This window comes from Streptomyces sp. VTCC 41912 (genome assembly GCF_045799175.1).
In the GTDB taxonomy this organism is placed as follows: Bacteria; Actinomycetota; Actinomycetes; order Streptomycetales; family Streptomycetaceae; genus Streptomyces; species Streptomyces albulus_C.
The window spans coordinates 96040-114866 of the sequence record NZ_JBJMAB010000008.1; the positions used below are offsets into that span (position 1 = coordinate 96040).

Genomic DNA, 18827 nt, shown 5'->3' on the forward strand with positions numbered 1-18827 from the left:
CACCCGTGCTCAGGCTCCGGTCAGCTCTTGGGCAGCAGGACGGTGTCGATGATGTAGACGGTGGCGTTGGCGGTCTGCACGTTGCCGCAGACGACCTTGGCGGAGCCGTCGACCGTGTAGTTCGCGCCGGAGCCGGACGTGGTGAGCTTGTTCTTCGCCAGCGTCTCGTACGAGCCGTCAGCGAGCTTGGCCGGGGCGAGCTTCTCGCCGACGACGTGGCCGGTGAGGACCTTGGTCAGCATCGCCTTGTCAGCCAGGACCTTGTCCAGCTGGGCCTTGGGGATCTTGTTGAAGGCGTCGTTGGTCGGTGCGAAGACGGTGATGTTCTTGGCGCTGTTGAGGGTGTCGACCAGGCCGGCCTTCGTGACGGCGGTGACCAGGGTGGACAGGGCCGGGTTGTGGGAGGCGGCGGTGGCGACCGGGTCCTTGGCCATGCCGTCGAAGCTGCCCTTGCCGTCCTTCGGGACGGCCGAGCAGGCCGGGCCGAAGGGCTTGGCCATGGTGTTCATGTCGCCGCCGGTGTCGCTGCCCTTGGTCGGCTTGGCCGCGGCAGAGGACGTGTCGGACGCCTTGTCCTTGCTCCCGGCGCCGTTGTCGCCGGAGCAGGCGGCCAGTGCGACCGGCAGCACGGCGGCGGCGGTCACGGCGAGGACGGTACGGCGGATACGCAGGGTGTTCACAGGGTTCTCCCAATGTCGTTGTGAGGTCGGTCTGTTGGGTGTGGGCGGTGGTCAGGTCACGGTGACCACCACCGAGTGCCAGCCGGAGGCGCCGTCCGGGGTGGGGCGGGCCCGTGCGTCGGTCTGGGTGTAGCCGGTGCGGTCGGTGGCGCGTACTTCGAGGGTGTGGGTGCCGGGCTTCGCGTCCCACTGCCACCACCACTGCCGCCAGGTGTCCACCGGGCCCTCGGCGGCCAGTTCGGCCTGGCGCCAGTCACCGCCGTCGACGCGGATCTCGACGCGGTCGATGCCTTTGTGTGGGGCCCAGGCCACGCCCGCCACGGCCACCGATCCGGCCTTGAGGGGCGCGAACGGTTTGGGGGTGTCGATGCGGGACTCGGTCTTGATCGGCGCCTCGGCCGCCCAGTCACGCTTGACCCAGTACGCGTCGTACGCGCCGAACGTCGTGAGCTCGATGTCCTGGATCCACTTGCAGGCCGAGACGTAGCCGAACAGGCCGGGGACGAGCATCCGGACGGGGAAGCCGTGCTCGAAGGGCAGCGGCTCGCCGTTCATCCCCACCGCCAGCAGGGCGTCCCGTCCGTCCAGGACCGTCTCGACCGGGGTGCCGATCGTCATGCCGTCGACGGAGCGCGCGACGAGCTGGTCGGCCGGGCCGCCCCGGGACGGCGGGCGCACACCGGCCTCGTGCAGCAGGTCGGCGAGCCGGACGCCGAGCCAACGGGCGGTCCCGACATAGGGGCCGCCGACCTCGTTGGACACGCACGTCAGGGTGATGTCGCGTTCGAGCAGCGGCCTGGCCAGGAGATCCTGGAAGCTGAGGGTCAGCGGCCGGCTGACGCCCATGCCGTGCAGGCGCAGCTTCCAACTGCGGACATCCACGCGGGGAACGGTCAGCGCGGTGTCCACGCGGTAGAAGTCGCGGTTGGCGGTGGTGAAAGGGCTCAGCCCCGGCAGCTTGAGGTCCACCCCACGCGGCAGTTCGGGGGCCGGAGAGGCGGGCGCCGGGAGTTTGACCGTGGCCCGGGACGCCGCCGCCTGACTGGCGCCGACCGCATTCAGCCGCAGCCCGAGGAAGCCCATGCCGGTGGACGCAGCAGCCACCCCGAACGCGCCGACGACGAAGCCCCTGCGATCCACACCGGAGGCCGACGGCGGGGAGGACCGTGGTCGGCCTGACACGGTCAGCCGCCCCGCCAGCAGATACAGCACCACCGCCGCCACAAGTGCTCCGACGACGGAGGGGACCGCATCGGTCACTCCAGTCGAATCGGGGCGTCCCGTTGCGGCCAGGGCGCCCACGACGCCGAAGACGAGAACGCCGGCCGAGGCCGCTTTCCGCGACCGCGGCGCCAGCATCCCCAACGCCATCGCGAAGAGCGCGAGCACGCTCACGATGCCGAGTTGCAGGATGAGTTTGTCGTTGGTGCCGAAGTTCCGGATCGCCCAGTCCTTGACGCCCGCGGGTGTCCGGTCGACGGCCGCACCGCCCACCGCGGTGACCGGGCCGGCTCCGGGACGTACCGCGACCGAGGCCAACTCCGCGACGGCAAGCGCCGCGTACCCGGCCACCAGGCCGCTCAAGGCGCCAAGGGCCGCGTGCGAGAGGACCTTCCGTCGCGTACTCATGCCCGGGATTCGGAACCGTCGGGCGCGCGGATTGGTCGAATGCCGAGAAGTCTTCCGCCCGGGCGAGAGGTGGCGGAACGCCCTCTTCGAACCGTGCGGCTGCCGGCAACCGCAGCGTCTGCCGCTGCGGACGCCCCTGCCGAGTCAGCCCCGCCTCCTCCACTGCCACGGGACAGCACCACGGGACAGCACCACCGGGCAGGCCGTCGACGGCGCAACGAGCCTCAGCAGTGACTACGGGCGGCCGAAGTGCGTGGGGCGGTAGCCGCTGCGCAGCGGGGCCGTCCGGACGTGCGCGCCCGGCTTCGGGGTCTCGACGTACGTGCCGCCACCCAGATAGATCGCGACGTGGTTGATGCCTGACGCCCGACCGCTGTTGGACCACAAGATCAGGTCATCGCGGCGCAGTTGACCCGAGGTGATCCGGGTTGTGGCGGCGTACTGGTCGGCGGCCACGCGCGGCAACTGGATGCCGGCCCGCCGGTACGCCTGCTGCACCAGCCCGGAGCAGTCGAAGCTGTTCGGCCCGTTGCCTCCCCAGACATGTGGTTTGCCGACCTGGGCCAGCGCAGCAGCGGGTTGACCCAGAGCAGCCCGGTACGCCGCACGGTGCCCCGATAGCGGCCCCACCTGGTGAGAACGCGTGCCTGCCCGCTGGAGTTGACGAGCAGGCCGGTGACGCTGAGGAGCACAAGCAGGCTGGCGACGAGGAACAGCGTGAGCGTGCCCGCGGTAGGTGCGCCCGGACTGCCTGCCTTGACGGCGGGGCTTCGGATGTCCGGCAACGCGTCCCAGTACGGGATCCGGCCGGTCGCCCCGAGGATCGCGACGATGGCGACGGTACCTGCCAGCAGCGTCATCAGGGCGACCCAGCCAGGGCGGGGTCGCCTTCCCTGACGGGGCTTTCCACCGGACCTTCGAGGCCACCGCCGTGTGTGCGCTGGAACTGCCCTGGGGAGCGCCGGCCGCTGAGGTTGGCGGAGGCAGGGGCCGGAGCGTTGGCCACTGTGAAGAATCGCGGTTGACGTCCGTCCAGACATCCTCAAGATCGGGGTGGTCAACGCTGTCCGGTGGGAAGCGGCGGGGTGTGTCAGCCCAGGCGTGATGCCTGGTGGACTGTTGAATGCCGTTTCTCGCTCGACGAGGAGTACGTGCGAGGGCCTTTCCTCGTGTCCGGTTCTCACGGCTGAGGCCGTGGTCGCTCGGCCGGGGCGGGCGCCTCTGGTGCGGCACGGGGCGGCACGGGCTCACCGCGGCTATGTCGGTCCTGGACGCGGGGTGTGTCGGAGGTTGGAGCCATGCCTTGGCCCAGGCGGTATCCCTTGCCGTTGTCCACGCAGATGACTTCGGGGCAGCCGAGCTTGTGGCGCAGCCTGCTGACGGTGGTGCGGACGGTGTTGGTGCGTGAGTTCATGTGGGTGTCCCAGATATCGGCCAGCAGGTCCTCGTGGGGTATGGGCCGGCCCTTGGCTTCCATGAGGAGTCGGAGCACGGCGAACTCCTTGGGAGTCAGGGTGACCAGTCGCTCGTGGATGCGAACCTCACGGCGTGCCTGGTCCAGGGTGATTCCTTCGTGGCGCAGGATCAGGGGGGCCGCGGTTCGGCGGCGTCGGCTGAGCGCTCGTATGCGGGCGACGAGTTCGATGGAGGCGAACGGCTTGGACAGGCAGTCGTCGGCGCCTGCGCGCAGTCCTTGGACCCTGTCCTCCACCTGGTTGGCAGTCAACAGCATTATCTGCGGCGGTACTTGTCGTCCGGCGACGCTGCGACACAACTCGTAGCCCCCGATCGTCGGCAGGTCCTGATCGATGATGACGACGTCGTAGTCGTTGCAGATGCTCAGCCGTTCGGCCTCGTCGCTGCGGTGAGCGAAGTCGACGGCCATGGCACTTCGACGCAGTTCGCTGGCGACGGCTTGAGCCGAGACGCTGTCGTTGTGAGCGAACAGAATTCTCATGGTTTTCCTTGCGCCCGCGGTGCCCCGCTCCGGGTGGCTCGTGCGGGGGCGGAATCGCGTGGTCGCGTGGGACCTCGCTACCTTCCCGGGTCAGATGTCGGAGGCCGGGGAGGGCTCCGCGGGGCGGTGCGCTGTGCCGGTGCGGATCAGGACGAGGAAGGAGTTGAGTTCCTTCTTCACGACGGGGGCCAGCAGGTAGAGGCCGGTGATGTTGATGACCGCCAAGAGGAAGAGCACCGCGTCGGCCATGCTGATCAAGGCACTGAGGGAGAGCACGGGACCGACGGCGACGAACACGATGAACAGCAGTTTGTAGAGGGTCTCGGTGGTGCGGCTGCGGCCGACGAGGAACGTCCACGCCTTGAGGCCGTAATAGCCCCACGTGATGATCGTGGAGAAGGCGAACAGGAGTACCGCGACGGCCAAGAGGTACGGAAACCACGGCAGTACGGTGGCGAAGGCGTCCGAGGTGATGGTCACGCCTTCGGGAGCCGTTCCGGTCTCGGCTGCCGTCGCGCGGGCTTGGTTCCAACTGGGGGTGGAGGCGATGACGATGGTCAACGCGGTCATGGTGCACACCACGACGGTGTCGATGAACGGCTCCAGGAGGGCGACCAGACCTTCGGTGACGGGGTGGCGGGTTTTGACGGCCGAGTGGGCGATGGGCGCGGAACCGAGACCTGCCTCGTTGGAGAATGCGGCCCGTTGGAACCCGATGATCAGCGCGCCGATGACGCCGCCGGCCACGCCTTCGGCGGCGAACGCCCCGTGGATGATGGTGCCCACGGCACTGGGCAGGGCCTGGACGTTGACCAGGATGACGACGGTGCAGGCCGCGAGGTAGATCCCGGCCATGACGGGCACGAGGCGGCTGGTGACCTTCGCGATCGAGCGGATGCCACCGAACAGCACGAGCCCGGTCAGCCCCGCCAAGACCAGGCCGAACGCCAGAGCACCCGTCGAGGAGCCCAACAGGCCGTCATCGCCACCAGTCACCGACCTCAGCTGAGCGAAGCTCTGGTTGGCCTGGAAAAGGTTGCCGCCGAACAAGCCGAAGAAGAGCAGGGCCACGGAGGCCAGAACGGCCAACACCTTGCCCAGGCCCGCCATGCCACGCTCGGCAAGGCCCTTGCGCAGGTAGTGCATCGGGCCGCCGGAGACGGTGCCGTCCGCGTGGCACTCGCGGTACTTGACGCCGAGTGTGCACTCCACGAACTTCGTGGCCATCCCCAGTAGGCCGCACAGGATCATCCAGAAGGTTGCGCCGGGGCCACCGATGGTCACCGCGACGGCGACGCCGGCGATGTTGCCCAGTCCGACCGTGCCGGAGACGGCGGCGGTCAGTGCCTGGAAGTGGGTGACCTCACCCGGGGCGTCGTTCCTGCTGTGCTTGCCGCGTACCAGGTCGACGGCCAGGCGGGCCCGCCGTATCTGCACGCCCTTGAACCAGACGGTGAAGACCGCGCCCGCGACGACGAGCCAGGCGACGATCCAGGGAAAGGAAACCCCGAAGAGGTTGACTTCCGCGAAGACGATCTCGGACAGGCCGGTGGACAGGGGCTCGACAACGCCGTTGACGGCGCTGTCGACGCCCGAGGTGAGCGAATCGAGAAAGGACATCAACAACCTCGCTGACTGGGAGTCTTGGACGCCACGGCGGCGCGACGGATCCGAGGGGAGGGGCTGCGCGCTGCGTGGGGGGCGGACGCGGCGGGTGTGCCCGGAGCGCGTAAGACGTCAACGTGGTGGTGGGGGAGCTTGGGCGTGTGTCCGGCTGACCACTGCTGATCTGGCATCCAGGCCGTCTCCTCGTCTTCAACGGGCCGCTCAGGGCCGCCGGTACAGCACCGCGCCGGCACGATGCGGCGCACTCTCAAGCAAGTGCGGTGCGGTCGCGGAGAGCTCGCTGCATGACTCGTGTGCCGTGTGCCGGGCACATCCTTGATGGCGAAGGGCGGGGCTCGGCCGGCGGTGATTCCCTCGGCGATCACCACCGTTTCGTGCACAGATAAGCAGTTGCCCGTTCACACGGACGTAAAAGTCGCTTTCGCCGGCACGATGACGGTCCGATACACCGACTCCGGGTATGTGTCGACTGCGCATTCCGGGGGATGGGGCGTCGTCCTGTGCGGCAGGGGCAGATCAGGCGGGGGCGCTGACATGGCCCTGCGGGACGGGCAGTTCGCACCACACGTGCTTGTGCCGGTCTTGGTGTCGGACCACTCCCCAGGCTCGGCTCAACGCGGCGACGATCGCCAGTCCACGACCGTACTCGTGGAGCCCGGGTGCCGACTGGGTTTTCACCACGGTGCATTGAGGCTCCTCCGGGCCTCGGTCATGCACGCAAATGAGCAGCACTCCTTCGGTACGGGGGGTGGGGTGGTCGATGTCCAGACTCAGTGCGGTGGGGCAGCCGCCGTGCTGGACGGCGTTGGCGACCAACTCGGCGACGACGAGTTCGGCTGCCTGGATGACGTGTTCAGCGCACGCGTGACGGGTCAGCCACTGCCGGACGAGATGGCGGGCGGACCGTGCGGGCCGGACTCCGAGGGAGTGTCGCGACCAGGTGACGGTGCGGTCGTGCTGCGTCGCGACGATGACGGGCAGCATGGCAATCACAGCCCTTCCTGCCGGGTCCTTCAAGGGCCCCGGTCTCCTTCTCCAGGTCCACCGAGGTGGCCGGTCGAACGTCAGGTGACACGTCGCGCCCGCGCCGTCGATGACGGCACCGCGCCGGGTCGAGCGATCTTCCGCTGCTGCGCCGCCGGGGCGGACCTTATGGACCTGTTAAGCAACAGCACCACGTACGGAGGGGGTAATGCGACAGCCTTTCGTCAGGGCCCCTGACCGACGAAAGTCTGCTGTCCGCCATGCCCATGAGCGCAGCGAAGGCCCGATGGGGCTCCCAGTCGGGAGAAGAAACGCTGAAACACCGCGGAGCTACCATGTATGGGTACGTTTTGGTGGTTTTTCTTTACTCTCGTGGCTTCGTTCCGATTTCCGAGTGGTGCAACGCGGCGACGTCGGTGGCGCCCGTCCGCCGTGGACTCTGCCGTGGCATTGGCCGCAGTGGCGTACGGCATCGGGGATTCCCTGGTACTCCCGGCGAGCGGACTGTTGACTGGCAAGCCCCACTGGGCGGCTGTCGCGGCGGGATCGACAGGGGCGCTCGTACTGTGGCGGCACCGCTTCCCGCGGTCGGTGACGGGCGTGGCCCTCGCCTCGCACGTGCTCTGTTACGCCCCCGGCGCGGTCGTGGTCATGCTCTACACCGTCGGTGGCATGTACCGGTCGTGGCTGCGTCTCCTGACGCTGGGACTGGTCGCCCTGGCCGCGCAGACGGCCGCCTCCGAGCTGGGTGGCACCGGCCTGGACCTCATCCACGGGGTGCCCTTCGTGGCGACGCCCCTGCTGATGGGCCTGTACGTGGCCACCCGGCATCAACTCATCGCCACCATGCGACAGCAGGCAGTGACCCACGAGCGCCACGAAGCCCTCCTTGAGGAGCGTGCGCGGGGGGAGGAGCGCACCCGCATCGCAAGAGAACTGCATGACGTGGTCGCCCACCGCGTCAGCCACGTCGTCCTGATCGCCGGAGCCCTGCAGATGCGTGCCGACGGCGGCGCCGACTGGGTTCGCCAGGAGGCGGAACGCATCCGCCGCGCGGGCACCCAGGCGCTGACCGAACTACGTGACATCCTCGGCGTCCTCACCGGCAACGAGAGCGCGGCAACAGCTCCCCTGCAACCGACCCCGACCGCCGCCGACCTCGACGCGCTCGTCGCCGACTGCCGTCATCTCGGTATGGACATCACCCTGCGGCTGCACGGCGCAGTGGACACACTGCCCTCGGCCACCCAGGTGGCCATCTACCGCGTGGTCCAGGAGGCACTCACCAACGCGCTCAAACACGCGCCCGGCGCCACCGTGACAGCCGACGTGCGCGACCACCACGACGCCGTGCAGATCGTGATCGCCAACGGTCCGCCCACCGCGAGCCCCGGCGACGGGCTGCCCTCAGCCGGATTCGGCCTGGTGGGACTGGCAGAGCGGCTCCGCGTACTGGGCGGCACCTTCGAGACCACCACACAGGCCGACGGCGCGTTCCGCGTCCACGCCACCATCCCCCACCGCGCCTGCCCACCTGACCCAGGACGCAACGCCCACCCTCAGGAGCCGTCTCGTGATCAAAGTGATGATCGTCGATGACGAGCCGCTCGTACGCCATGGACTGCGGACCATCTTGGAGGGCGACCCCGACATCCAAGTCGTCGCCGAGGCCGCCGATGGCCAGGCGGCGACCGAACAGGCCCACGCCCACACCTGCGACATCGCCCTCGTGGACATTCGGATGCCGAACGTGGACGGCATCACCGCCACCCGTGCCCTACGCGCCATGGCCCGGCCGCCGGCCGTCGTGATCCTCACGACCTTCCAACTCGACGAATACGTGACCGAGGCACTACGCGCCGGAGCGGCCGGCTTCCTCCTCAAGGACACCCCGCCACTGGAGATCATCCGCGCAGTACACGACGTCGCCGAAGGCCACAGCACGCTCTCGCCCGCCGTTACCCGGCACGTCATCGACACGCTCCTTCGACAGCACCAGACTCTGACCGCCCACGAACGGGCACGACTGGACTCACTCACCGCACGCGAACGGCAGGTCCTGCACCTCGTGGGACAGGGCATGTCCAACGCGGACATCGCCCGCGCCCTGTCCACCAGTGAAGCCACGGTCAAAATGCACGTCAGCCGCGTGCTCGCCAAGCTTCAACTCGACAATCGCGTCCAAGCCGCGCTCCTGATCCGCAACGTTGACGCCGCCTCACCCGGGTCCGACCGCGGCAGCTCCACCTGACTGGCCCTCCCCGAAACCGTGCCGCGTCCGAAACAACCGGGCAAGGTCCTCTACGGCAGGTTGTCGCCCCATCCGAACCACCGACCTCTGCCTATGCGGTTGACGGTTGCGGGCGCGAGTCCAGGCGGGTCGCGGCCACGGCCGCCGGCGGCCCGGCCGCAGGAGGAGCCGCCTCGGCGGTTCACGACCTCAGGAGGATCGTGGGGATGCCAAAGCCGAGCGCACGAATCGCTGCACCCGTGGGCAGAGCCCGCAGACCCGCTCAGACGTACCGACGCTTCGGTGAGGTCGAGGCAGCGGGAACGTCGCCGTTGTACGAGCGTGTCGCCGTCCGGTCCGCGCGTTCTCGTCGAAGCCGCTCGTCGTCCCCTCCGATCCGGCCGGGTCAGGGCCGGTCAGGCGTGCGGTGACAGGCCGTCGTCCACGGGGATGCCCTGGGCCTCCAAGGTGATGCCGGAGTTCCTGGCCTGTTCGAGGATCAGGGCGGCGAAGTCCTCCTCGACGTGCCCCGCGCCGATGGCACCCGCGATCAGCTGAGCGGTGGCGGCGGCGAGCGGCATCGGGACCTCCAGCTCGCGGGCGGCAGAAAGCCCCAGGTCGAAGTCCTTGCGCAACAGCGGCATGGTGAACGTCGGCGTGAAGTCCAGGTTGACCAACGCGGGCGACTTGTAGCGGGTGTAGAGCGAACCCAGCACGGATTCGTTGAGGAATTCCAGGAAGGCGGAACGGCTGACACCGCCCTTCTCCGCGAGAACGGTGATCTCGGCGAGCGACTGGGTGACGACGCCGAGGAAGACGTTGTGCGCGATCTTGACGAGCCGGGCGACTTCGCCCTCGCCGACATAGGCCACTCCGCGCCCCAGCAGGGCGAGCAACGGCTCGACCTGGTCGAACGCCTCGCGCGAGCCGGAGACCGCAACGGTCAGCTTGCCCGCGGCGATCACCTTCGGGTTCCCACTCACCGGGGCGGCCAGGAAGTCGGCCCTGCGCCTGGCGGCTTCTTTCCGCATCAGCGCGGACGTCTGCGTGGACACCGTGGAACTGTCCACCAGCACCCCTGGTGCGACATCGGGCGAGGTCAGCACACCGCCCGGCCCCGTGATGACGGCCTCCAGGTCGGGCGAGGCGGAGACCATGCTGAAGACGACGTCCCGGTCCGCCAAACCGACCGGCTGGTCGACGACCGTGGCTCCCCGTTCCACCAGGGGCTCGGCCTTGGCGCGGGTCCTGTTGTAGACGGCTACGTCGTGCCCCGCGTCCAGCAGCCGGGCGGCGAGTTGGAATCCCATGCGGCCGGTGCCGATCCAGCCGATGCGCGGTCGATCCTGGGCGACGTACGGCATTTCTCTACCTCGTTCCTGGAAGAAGACCGGCCCAAGCAGCCCCGGCCCCGCAGCTCAAGCGGACGGCCTGTGACATACGACCGGCCCTGTGCCGGCCTATGACGGCCACAGCATCCGGTTTCCTACCCATTCCGTCCTGCCTGGAGCGACCGGCATCGAAACCCGCCGAACCGGATGGCCTGGCGGTACTCGGACGGCACAGCGACCACCTGGCGGCGACGCCCAGGACACCCCGCACGGGTCACCGACATCGAGGGGCGGGCCGCGCAGGGTCTGCGAGCCGACCTGCTGCACCATGGCCGCGAACCGCACGGGACTTGGCGTGCGTCCCGGGAATCTGGCCCGTGGGGCGTCTCAGGAGCTCCGTTCGGTGATCTGGTCGACCTGGAAGGTGATGAACTCCGCTGGGCGGACGAGGGCGACGCCGATCTGCACGAGCAGCTTGCCCTGGGAGCCTCTCTCCGGTGGGTTGTTGGTCTCGTCGCAGACCACGTAGAACGCCTCCTCGACAGACCGCCCGACCAGAACCCCTCGCCGCCACAGCCCGGTGAGGAAACTGGTGACCATGGCCCTCACCGACGTCTGAAGGCGTTCGTCGTTGGGCTCGAAGGCCGCCCAGGTCGTGCTGCGGCGAATGGACCGCCTGAGGGAGTTCACCGACCGCCGCACATTGAGGTAGCTGTTCTCGACCGCGGTCTCGTCCGCGGCAGCGAGGGTGCGGGCACCCCAGATGAGCGGGCCCGAGCCGGGAAAGTTCCGGATCGCGTTCACGCCCTGGTCGTTGAGGGCCCTGTGCTCGGTGTCGCTGAGTTCATGCGTCAGGCCGAGCACGCCTCGGAGGCCCTCGTTGGCCGGGGCCTTGTGGACGCCTCGATCCTGGTCCACGCGCGCCCACACACCCGCCGCGTGTCCGGTCGCAGGCACCGTCAGCGGGGCGGCGTTCGGGTCGCCGGGGTCCTGGACGTTGATCCAGGGGTAGTAGGCGGTCGCGTATCGACGTGCCTCGGTGCTTTCGACTCCCAGGGTGGCTGCGACGTTACCCGGCGGGGCCTCGTTGGGAAGGTGCAGGACCGCGACCCGGTCGGCCATCTTCCGGCAGTGGTCCGCGATCAGGCCGGCCGCCTCCTGACTGGCCCCCTGGTCCGTCGTCCCGCTCCACAGGTCCGGAGCGAGCACGATGGCGACCTCGTCGAGGGACTCCAACTGCTTGAGCGTGTCGGCGAGACCGCCGGGGCCGACGACAGGCGCCAGGTAGCACTCGCCACCCCCGTTGGCGAACCAACCGTGGACCGCGGCCCAGAGGGTCTTCGACACCAGGATCCGCCGTGTTGTCTGTTCCGCGTCCGAGGCACCGTCCGCAAGCCTCGCCGCGGCCTCGAACCCCTTCCACGAGGCGAGCTGCGTGGGGGGCCGCCCGCCGCCGCCCGAGGTTTCGGCGAGGAACACGGCGACGGACGTCGGAGCGCTACCGACGAACCGGGCCCCCGAAGGTGCCTGGTCCACCGCGACCCCGGGAGGCCGCTCAGACGTCCCGCCGACCTCAATCACGTCGCGCATTACCGCCCTTTCGATTGGAAATCACCAACGATCGGGCAGCGTAGGAGACACCGAGACCGCCCAGGTGCCACTCGCTGGAACTTTCCCTCGTATGAGCCGCAAACCCTGACGACTGGTCCAACTGTGTGGTTATCGACGGCCCTCGACTCCCCAGTTGAGGGCCCCGCCGTGCCCAGACCGGCGTTCGAGCTGAGCAGAGCAAGGGAGGGGAGGGGAGGGGAGGGGAGGCAAGGGAGCCAGGCTGGTCGCTTGGAAGTTGCCCGGGAGTCCGTAGCCACTCCGAGGGGGGAAGGTGCCTGGCCGGGGTCATCGACACCGCTGTGTCGGCCGCCACGAAGACGATCGAAGTCTCCTTGGGATCGCGCCACCGCCAAACGCCTCAGCTTTTCTCTGCCAACTTGCCGGACCCACAAGGGGTTTGCGACCTCGCGAAGGGATCGCGGATCTGTGTGTTGCTGCGGGGGTTGGCTCGCCTCTGCCGTCAGGAACGACTGACGGCCCGGCCCACAGCTCGTCCGACACCAGCCAGGGCGGGTTCCCGATCCACTGTGTCCACAACGAGTGTCGGACGGAGCGGACATGACAGATGGCACCTGACGCCGCGCGTTGTCCGGGTCTGGCCAGGCCGCCGGTTCATGTTCATGGCCGGGAGCAATCCGTGTTCGGGGCCCGGTCGTGGGAACCAAGTGGCGTGATGGTCCAGCGGCCTGAGGCCAGCCACGTGGAACGCGACCGCTCGGGTGGCGGAGGCGGAGTCGATGTCAACCGTTGGCGCTTTCCAGATTTCCAGCCGAGCCCGCTGCGCTGAGGCCAGTCGTCAACCCCATCGTGGCGGTCGAGAGCGCGGCGTCCAGGCTCCGGCGCGCCGCCGACGGTCACGAGTACAGCGAGAGCCTGCGCAATCAGGGGCGCATCATCGCTGGCCGTGATCCTTCGGAAGGCGATGTCCACTCATGATTCTGCGGAACCCCAGGCGGACCCGTCGCACAGGGACGCTCGGCTGTGCACTGATAGCTCTGCTCGCATCAGGAGGATGCATGAACGACGGTGGGAAGAACGATCCGCTGCCGGTCAAGACCAAGGACCAGGTCGAGCATATGGTCCGCAACTTGGTGGACTCGCTAGCAGGGGACTACGGCTTGAAGGTGGACGACAGGACCGTCAGCAAGGAGTTTCGCGACTGCTTCGGCAGAGAGGGCGAGCATGCCGATGACGGCCGCTTCGACCTGACCTACGCAGTGCGTGCGACGCTTCCCGAGGCCGAGCACGGAAAGGCGATCCGCACCCGTCGGGTCGGCATACCGCGGTAATCCCTTCGGATAGCCACCTCTTGGCGAAACCGCCGCACAGCGCTGTGGGACCCGGCTGGCGATGATGATGACGGTCGGCTTCATCGGCGTGTTGCGGAGCTGTTGTTCGGTCGGCGGATGCCCCAGCCGGGTCGACTTCACGGTTGGGTGTGTCGCTCTGCGGCGTCGAGCGCGGGCGCGAGCGGGGCCAGTGCAGCGCGGAGCTGGTCGGGTAGCGAGCCGGAGGGCACGACCAGTCCTCCGGCGCCGAAACTCCCGGCGGCCTCTGCGTTCCCCGTCGGCCGGAGCCAGTCTTCCAACGCGATGCGAACGGCCGCGGCCACGCTTGCCGCGAGAACGCGGGCCGTGTGCGCTCCGGTGTCACCCAGGCGTTCGGCGATCACCGCCGCGAGAGGGGGCTCGATGTCGGCGGTGGCGTCGAGGAATGCGTCGCGCAGCGAGGTCCGGGTGGTGATCAGCAGCAGCGCCTCGCGTTCGCGCTCGCCGGTGTTCGTGTACTGCTCGACCACTGCTTCGGTGACGGCGTCGACCAGGCGCACTCCTGCGGGCCGGGCTGCGACCGCTGCCGCGATCCGCGCCTCCCGGTCCGCGGTGACAGCGGCGACGATCGCCTGCTCGCGGCTGGCGAAGTAGTTGTTGTAGGTGCGCGGCGAGACTCCGGCCGCCTCGGCGATGTCCTCGACCCGTACCTGGTCCGGTCCGCGCTCCACGGCCAGGCGCAGGGCCGCCTCGCGTAGCGCCTCGCGTGTGGCCTGCTTCTTCCGCTCCCGCAGCCCGGGTGGTGGTGTCGTCACGGCATCAGCGTTCCACACAGGGCTGCGCGCACGCAAAGTTGCGCGTAAGAAAGTTTGCGTGCACGCACTTTTTCTGTCAGTGTCGACCCGACCGAGACCGACGGAGAGGACGTCACCATGCGCGCAAGAGGAATGACCTACGACACCGGATTCGTCGTGCACGGCCAGACATCCCGCGAGCACTTCGACCCCGCGGTGGTCCGGCGCGAGCTCGCCATCATCCGCGACGACCTGCACTGCAACGCGGTCCAGATCATCGGCGGTGACCCGGACCGACTGGAGCTGGCCGCCGGTGCCGCCGCCGAACTCGGCCTGGAGATCTGGTTCTCGCCCTATCCGCTGGAGCTGGATCCGGAGCAGATCCTCACGCTCTTCCGCGACTGCGCCGAGCGAGCGGAACGGCTCCGGCAGCAGGGCGCCACCGTCGTGTTCGTCGCAGGGGTCGAGCTGAGCGTGATGAACCGCGGGTTCCTGCCCGGAGAGAGCCCCGAGGAGCGGGTCGCGCGACTGATGAGCCAACCCGAGCGGAGGGCCGAAGCGATGGGCGAGCTCGGCGTGCGCATCAACGCGTTCCTCCGCGACGCCGCGGCCACGGTCCGCGAGCGCTTCCAGGGCAAACTCACCTACGCATCCATCCAGTTCGAGCAGGTCGACTGGACTCCCTTCGACATGATGACGTTCGAGCTGATCCGCTCCGCCGAGGTCGCCGACCGGTTCCGGGACGCGGTGCGCACCCTGGCCCAAGGTCCGAAGCCGCTCGCCCTCACCGGGTTCGGCACCGCGGCCTACCGCGGCGCGGGAGACCGCGGTGGGCGGGTGCTGGAAGTGGTCGAGTACGACCCGCAGACCAAGGCCCCAGTACGGCTGAACGGCATATACGAGCGTGACGAGGCCGGCCAGGCTGCATATCTGAGCGAACTGTTGGAGGTTTTCGAGACCGAGGGCGTGGACAGCGCGTTCGTGTTCTTGTTCGCCTTGCCCGGCTACCCGCACCGTCCGGATGGCGACCCCCGGGACGACCTGGACCGGGCCGGCCTGGGCATCGTCAAACTCCTCGAAGGGCGCCGCGGGCAGACCTACCCCGACATGGAATGGGAACCCAAGGCGGCCTTCACGGCAGTGGCGCAGCAGTATCGGAAGTGACAGGCCCCGCGGCCGGGCGGGCTCCTTCGCTGATTCACGGCGATTTCATCGGGTGCTTTTAGTGTGTGCGTGCTCGGGGATGCCTTGGGCAGGGCACTCGGGCGGGGGAGCCGCCTGCGCGGATGCTGCACGGATCGCGGCCCCGGAACCGGGGGTTGGCGATGGGCGTCCCCCACTCGAAACGATGGCCTCAGCAACGAAGTGGGCGAGGCAGTGCGCAGCCGCGGCTGGCCGTGGTGCCGCGGAAGGAGTGCGCCGTGCATGACTATGTCAAGCGGCTGCCGACGGTGGCGCTGCCGGAGGGTGGCGTGGTGTCGTGGTCCGTCGCCGACGCCGAGCGGTGGCTGCGGGCTCGCGTCCCGGCGGTCTTCGCCCCGGTCGCGGGTAGTTGGCTGCTCATGGTCATGGCCGCCGTGTCGTACGTCCTGACGTCCGGGTTCTCGGCCTCGTCGGGGAGCGGTGGCGGGGCGACGCCGGGTGGCACTGACTGGCTCGGTTATCCCGCGATGGTTCTACTGCCCGCACTGCCGCTGTGGTACCGCTATCTCCCGGTCCCGGCCGTGCCGGCCGCGGTCGTGGTCGCGGTGGATGCGGCGGTGTCCCTGGCGTCGCCCGCGGCGGACGACCGACTGGTCGGAGGCGGATACCTGCTGGCCCTCGCGGTGTCCGCCTGGGTGTTGGCCGGTGCGTGCCTGCGTCTTCGGGCCCGTCGCAAGCAGCGGGCGTTGGCGCTCGCCGCGGCCGGCCGGCGCCGTCTCGAACTCCCGGAGCGGGCGCCCGAGACGGATGACTACCGCGGGTTCCGACAGTTCTACCTCGGACTCGCTCTGTGCCTGATCGCCGCCATCATCCTCGCCGACGGCCTCGTCGAGGGCCTGACGGCCCCGGCCCGGGCACCGTACGACGCCATCGGGCAGCAGATCGCCGCCCTGCTGTTCCTCGTCCCCGGCACCACGGTGTACGGGTGCGGCCACGTCGCCTACCGGGCGGCGCGCCGCCTGTACGAGGAGCCCCAGCCCGCCTTGCTGGTGGGCGTGCGGATCGCGCCGGACGGTTGCCACTGGTTGTATCCGGATGCCCGCAGCACCGAGGGGCGGCCCCTGATCGCGTTCCTGCCCAAGAGTCGGGACGTCGACCGGGGGGCGCGTCTTTTGGGCACGAGCTCCACCTACCAGGTGGGCGACGGGCACTACGACATCGACCCTCGCAGCGAACCCTTCGAGGCGGTTCTGTACGGCGCGCCCCGGGAAGGCGCCGAGGTCGCCCTGGAGTACGCCGTCATCGAGCGCGGCGCGTACCAGGGGGCGGAGCACACGTACGCCGGCGTCATGGTTGCCTCGCTGCTGCCGCGGCGCAGCCACGACCTCGGTCCATGGCAGCCCGCCGACGGCGTGGCCCGGGATGCCGCCAGGCGCGAGAAGGTCCGCAAGGAGGAGCAGGCGCAGCGTGAGCGGGACGCGTGGTGGGCAGCGCGGCGGAAGGAGAAGGAACGGGGCTACGGGGGGCGGGGAACGGTTCGGCGCCCCGGTAGCGGGACGCGCGGTCAGCGGCGCGGCGGGTCCAACAACTGGGGCGGCGGGGGCGGTTGCGGAAGCGGCCCTGGCTGCGGAGGGCACGGCTCCGGAGGGCACGGCTCTGGCGGGCACAGCTGTGGAGGCGGTGGCGGCCATGGTTGCGGGGGGCACGGCTGTGGGGGCCATTGAGCGCGGGGACCTTCGGTAACTGCCGGCCTGATGCTTAGGGCCGCGTGCCCGTCTCCGTGACTCGCGTTTACGTCTCCGTGAGCCGCGTCCACGTCTCTGTGAAGCGTGCCCCGGCGGCCGTTCGAAGGGGTGTCTCAGGAGGGCACGGGCTCGTGCTCCTGGGAGCGTTGGCCGGGCATGACGGGGGCTTCCGGATCGGGCTCGTGGGTTGGGGTGGGCGCGGGGTCCGGGTCCGTCAGCCCTTCCCGGTGTGCCTGGACGCCGGCGCGTACCGCCCAGAAGTAGAAGGCCAGGGCGGAGACGCCGACCAGTGCGACGTCCACGCCGCCCGGCAGGACGCCGTGGCCGCCGAACTCCGGGCTGCCCAGGGCCGACAGCACCGACAGCCACAGCAGGAAACCGATCATCCACCAGGCGGCGGCGAACTGCCGGGCCAGGTTTCGTTCGCCCCGGCGGCGCAGCACCAGCGCCGCGATCGGCACGGAGACCATCACGAGGACGGTCACCTTGCCGGTGTTGGGCCACTTCGACCAGTACAGGGCGCACGCGGCGAAGGCGAAGGTGAGCGGGCAGAGCACGGAGGCCGCGGGCAGGCGGAACGGGCGCGGCAGGTCCGGCTTGGTGCGGCGCAGGACGCCCACCGCGATGGGGCCGATCAGGTACGAGACGACCATGGCGGCCGAGATGACACTGGCCAGGGCCTCCCAGCTGTGGCCGATGGTGAGCAGCAGGAGCACGGAGAAGCCGAGGTTGAGCCACATCGCGGGGCGGGCGGTGCCGTAGCGGGGATGCACCTCGGCGATCTTCCTGGGGAAGAAGCCGGTCTCGGCGAGGTTCTGCGCCAGGTACGAGGCGGAGGCGACGTTGCCGATGTTGGCGCCGCACGGCGAGATGAAGGCGCCGAACTGGAGCAGGGTGACGACCCAGTGCAGCATCAGCAGCTTGGCCAGGTCGGCGAAGGGGGAGGCGAAGTTGATTCCGTGCCAGCCGCCGGCCTCGGCGAGCTTCTCGGGCGGGACCGAGCCGAGGAACGCGACTTGCAGGGCGAGGTAGATCACCAGGCCGAGGGCGAGTGCGCCGACGAGCGCGAGCGGGATGGCCCGGCCGGCGTTCCGGGCGGCGCCGCCGAGGTTGACGACGGCCTGGAATCCGTTGAAGGCGAAGACGACGCCCGAGGTGGTGACGGCCGTCAGCACGGCGGACCAGCCGTTGGGGGCGAAGCCGCCGTGGGCGGTGAAGTTGTCCGGGTGGAAGCCGGAGGCGATGAGCGCGGCGACGGCCAACACCGGGATGGCGAATTTGACGAGGGTCAGGATCGTGTTCGCCCGGGCCAGCAGGGCGACCGACCAGTAGCAGGCGAACCACAGCGCGAAGGTGAGGAACAGGGCCATCGCCATGCCGGAGGCGGTGAGGCTGCCGTCGGAGACGAGCCCCTGGGCCCAGCCGTAGTTCCAGGAGGACATGTACTGGGTGCCCGCGATGGACTCGATCGGGATCAGGGAGGCGATGGCGATCCACACCGCCCAGCCGCTGACGAAGCCGAGCACCGGCCCGTGGGTGATCGAACCGAACCGGGCCATGGCGCCGGGCAGGGGATAGGCGGCCCCGACCTCCGCGTACGACATGGCGATCATGCCGATGAAGACGGCCCCGATCACCCAGGCGACCAGGGCCGCGGGGCCTGCGACCTGTGCGGCCTGACCGGCGCCGAAGAGCCAGCCGGAGCCGAAGATGGAGCCCAGTCCGATCATGATCAGAGCGAAGAGGCTGAGGTTCTTGCTGCCGGCCGCGCTCATGTCCATGCCGGGCTACGTCCGTTCTGCCGTGCGAAAAGATCGAGACACACTTTA

At 69.3% G+C, this 18827-nt stretch carries 15 protein-coding genes; 5 read left to right on the forward strand and 10 right to left on the reverse strand.

Translation table 11 applies throughout. From position 1 onward, the window contains the following. Positions 1 to 20: 20 nt before the first annotated feature. The 6 genes from ACJ6WD_RS14520 to ACJ6WD_RS14545 form a co-directional block, all read right to left on the reverse strand. Complete coding sequence (locus ACJ6WD_RS14520) at positions 21 to 680, reverse strand: fasciclin domain-containing protein (protein WP_407615904.1); 660 nt, start codon at positions 678 to 680, stop codon at positions 21 to 23. Between the two features lie 51 nt (positions 681 to 731). Then, positions 732 to 2309, reverse strand: coding sequence for a molybdopterin-dependent oxidoreductase (locus ACJ6WD_RS14525; RefSeq protein WP_407615905.1), 1578 nt, complete (start codon positions 2307 to 2309; stop codon positions 732 to 734). Between the two features lie 234 nt (positions 2310 to 2543). Further along, entirely contained in the window at positions 2544 to 3560 is a 1017-nt protein-coding gene (locus ACJ6WD_RS14530; RefSeq protein WP_407615906.1) for a C40 family peptidase, read from the reverse strand. After that, entirely contained in the window at positions 3490 to 4266 is a 777-nt protein-coding gene (locus tag ACJ6WD_RS14535) for a response regulator transcription factor (RefSeq protein ID WP_331246108.1), read from the reverse strand. The genes ACJ6WD_RS14530 and ACJ6WD_RS14535 overlap by 71 nt, the downstream gene beginning before the upstream one ends. Before the next feature lie 90 nt (positions 4267 to 4356). Then, positions 4357 to 5886: an alanine/glycine:cation symporter family protein gene (locus tag ACJ6WD_RS14540; RefSeq protein ID WP_376441370.1), complete on the reverse strand. Its 1530-nt coding sequence runs from the start codon at positions 5884 to 5886 to the stop codon at positions 4357 to 4359. A gap of 522 nt (positions 5887 to 6408) precedes the next feature. Then, positions 6409 to 6876: an ATP-binding protein gene (locus ACJ6WD_RS14545; RefSeq protein WP_233656267.1), complete on the reverse strand. Its 468-nt coding sequence runs from the start codon at positions 6874 to 6876 to the stop codon at positions 6409 to 6411. 444 nt (positions 6877 to 7320) lie between these two features. On the opposite strand from ACJ6WD_RS14545, the gene ACJ6WD_RS14550 reads away from it, so the two are divergent. Beyond that, the gene (locus tag ACJ6WD_RS14550; RefSeq protein ID WP_407615907.1) at positions 7321 to 8475 is read left to right on the forward strand and encodes a sensor histidine kinase; all 1155 of its coding nucleotides are present in this window, start codon (positions 7321 to 7323) and stop codon (positions 8473 to 8475) included. Next, a complete protein-coding gene (locus tag ACJ6WD_RS14555; RefSeq protein ID WP_407615908.1) occupies positions 8450 to 9127 on the forward strand; it encodes a response regulator in 678 nt (225 codons plus the stop codon). The genes ACJ6WD_RS14550 and ACJ6WD_RS14555 overlap by 26 nt, the downstream gene beginning before the upstream one ends. A 395-nt stretch (positions 9128 to 9522) precedes the next feature. On the opposite strand, the gene ACJ6WD_RS14560 is transcribed toward ACJ6WD_RS14555, so the two are convergent. Continuing rightward, positions 9523 to 10470 carry an NAD(P)-dependent oxidoreductase gene (locus ACJ6WD_RS14560; RefSeq protein ID WP_407615909.1) on the reverse strand — a complete coding sequence of 316 codons (948 nt, stop codon included), beginning with the start codon at positions 10468 to 10470 and terminating at the stop codon, positions 9523 to 9525. Between the two features lie 354 nt (positions 10471 to 10824). Then, on the reverse strand, positions 10825 to 11784 hold the full coding sequence (locus tag ACJ6WD_RS14565; RefSeq protein WP_407615910.1) for a phage tail sheath family protein: 960 nt from the start codon (positions 11782 to 11784) through the stop codon (positions 10825 to 10827). A gap of 1280 nt (positions 11785 to 13064) precedes the next feature. On the opposite strand from ACJ6WD_RS14565, the gene ACJ6WD_RS14570 reads away from it, so the two are divergent. After that, positions 13065 to 13337, forward strand: a complete 273-nt coding sequence (locus ACJ6WD_RS14570; RefSeq protein ID WP_407615911.1) for a hypothetical protein — start codon at positions 13065 to 13067, stop codon at positions 13335 to 13337. A gap of 137 nt (positions 13338 to 13474) precedes the next feature. On the opposite strand, the gene ACJ6WD_RS14575 is transcribed toward ACJ6WD_RS14570, so the two are convergent. Further along, positions 13475 to 14131, reverse strand: a complete 657-nt coding sequence (locus ACJ6WD_RS14575) for a TetR/AcrR family transcriptional regulator (protein ID WP_233656133.1) — start codon at positions 14129 to 14131, stop codon at positions 13475 to 13477. Positions 14132 to 14263: 132 nt separating this feature from the next. On the opposite strand from ACJ6WD_RS14575, the gene ACJ6WD_RS14580 reads away from it, so the two are divergent. After that, complete coding sequence (locus tag ACJ6WD_RS14580) at positions 14264 to 15274, forward strand: hypothetical protein (protein WP_331246289.1); 1011 nt, start codon at positions 14264 to 14266, stop codon at positions 15272 to 15274. 257 nt (positions 15275 to 15531) lie between these two features. Then, positions 15532 to 16977, forward strand: coding sequence for a hypothetical protein (locus tag ACJ6WD_RS14585; RefSeq protein WP_376441352.1), 1446 nt, complete (start codon positions 15532 to 15534; stop codon positions 16975 to 16977). 134 nt (positions 16978 to 17111) lie between these two features. Here ACJ6WD_RS14585 and ACJ6WD_RS14590 read toward each other — a convergent pair whose 3' ends face one another. After that, positions 17112 to 18779 carry an APC family permease gene (locus ACJ6WD_RS14590; RefSeq protein WP_407615912.1) on the reverse strand — a complete coding sequence of 556 codons (1668 nt, stop codon included), beginning with the start codon at positions 18777 to 18779 and terminating at the stop codon, positions 17112 to 17114. Between the last annotated feature and the right edge of the window lie 48 nt (positions 18780 to 18827).

What these genes read in the sequence shown, in the direction of transcription:
- ACJ6WD_RS14525 (WP_407615905.1), bottom strand. Translation starts at nt 2,309, where the DNA reads ATGAGTACGCGACGGAAGGTCCTCTCGCACGCGGCCCTTGGCGCCTTG.
- ACJ6WD_RS14535 (WP_331246108.1), bottom strand. Translation starts at nt 4,266, where the DNA reads ATGAGAATTCTGTTCGCTCACAACGACAGCGTCTCGGCTCAAGCCGTC.
- ACJ6WD_RS14540 (WP_376441370.1), bottom strand. Translation starts at nt 5,886, where the DNA reads ATGTCCTTTCTCGATTCGCTCACCTCGGGCGTCGACAGCGCCGTCAAC.
- ACJ6WD_RS14545 (WP_233656267.1), bottom strand. Translation starts at nt 6,876, where the DNA reads ATGCTGCCCGTCATCGTCGCGACGCAGCACGACCGCACCGTCACCTGG.
- ACJ6WD_RS14560 (WP_407615909.1), bottom strand. Translation starts at nt 10,470, where the DNA reads ATGCCGTACGTCGCCCAGGATCGACCGCGCATCGGCTGGATCGGCACC.
- ACJ6WD_RS14570 (WP_407615911.1), top strand. Translation starts at nt 13,065, where the DNA reads ATGAACGACGGTGGGAAGAACGATCCGCTGCCGGTCAAGACCAAGGAC.
- ACJ6WD_RS14580 (WP_331246289.1), top strand. Translation starts at nt 14,264, where the DNA reads ATGACCTACGACACCGGATTCGTCGTGCACGGCCAGACATCCCGCGAG.
- ACJ6WD_RS14590 (WP_407615912.1), bottom strand. Translation starts at nt 18,779, where the DNA reads ATGGACATGAGCGCGGCCGGCAGCAAGAACCTCAGCCTCTTCGCTCTG.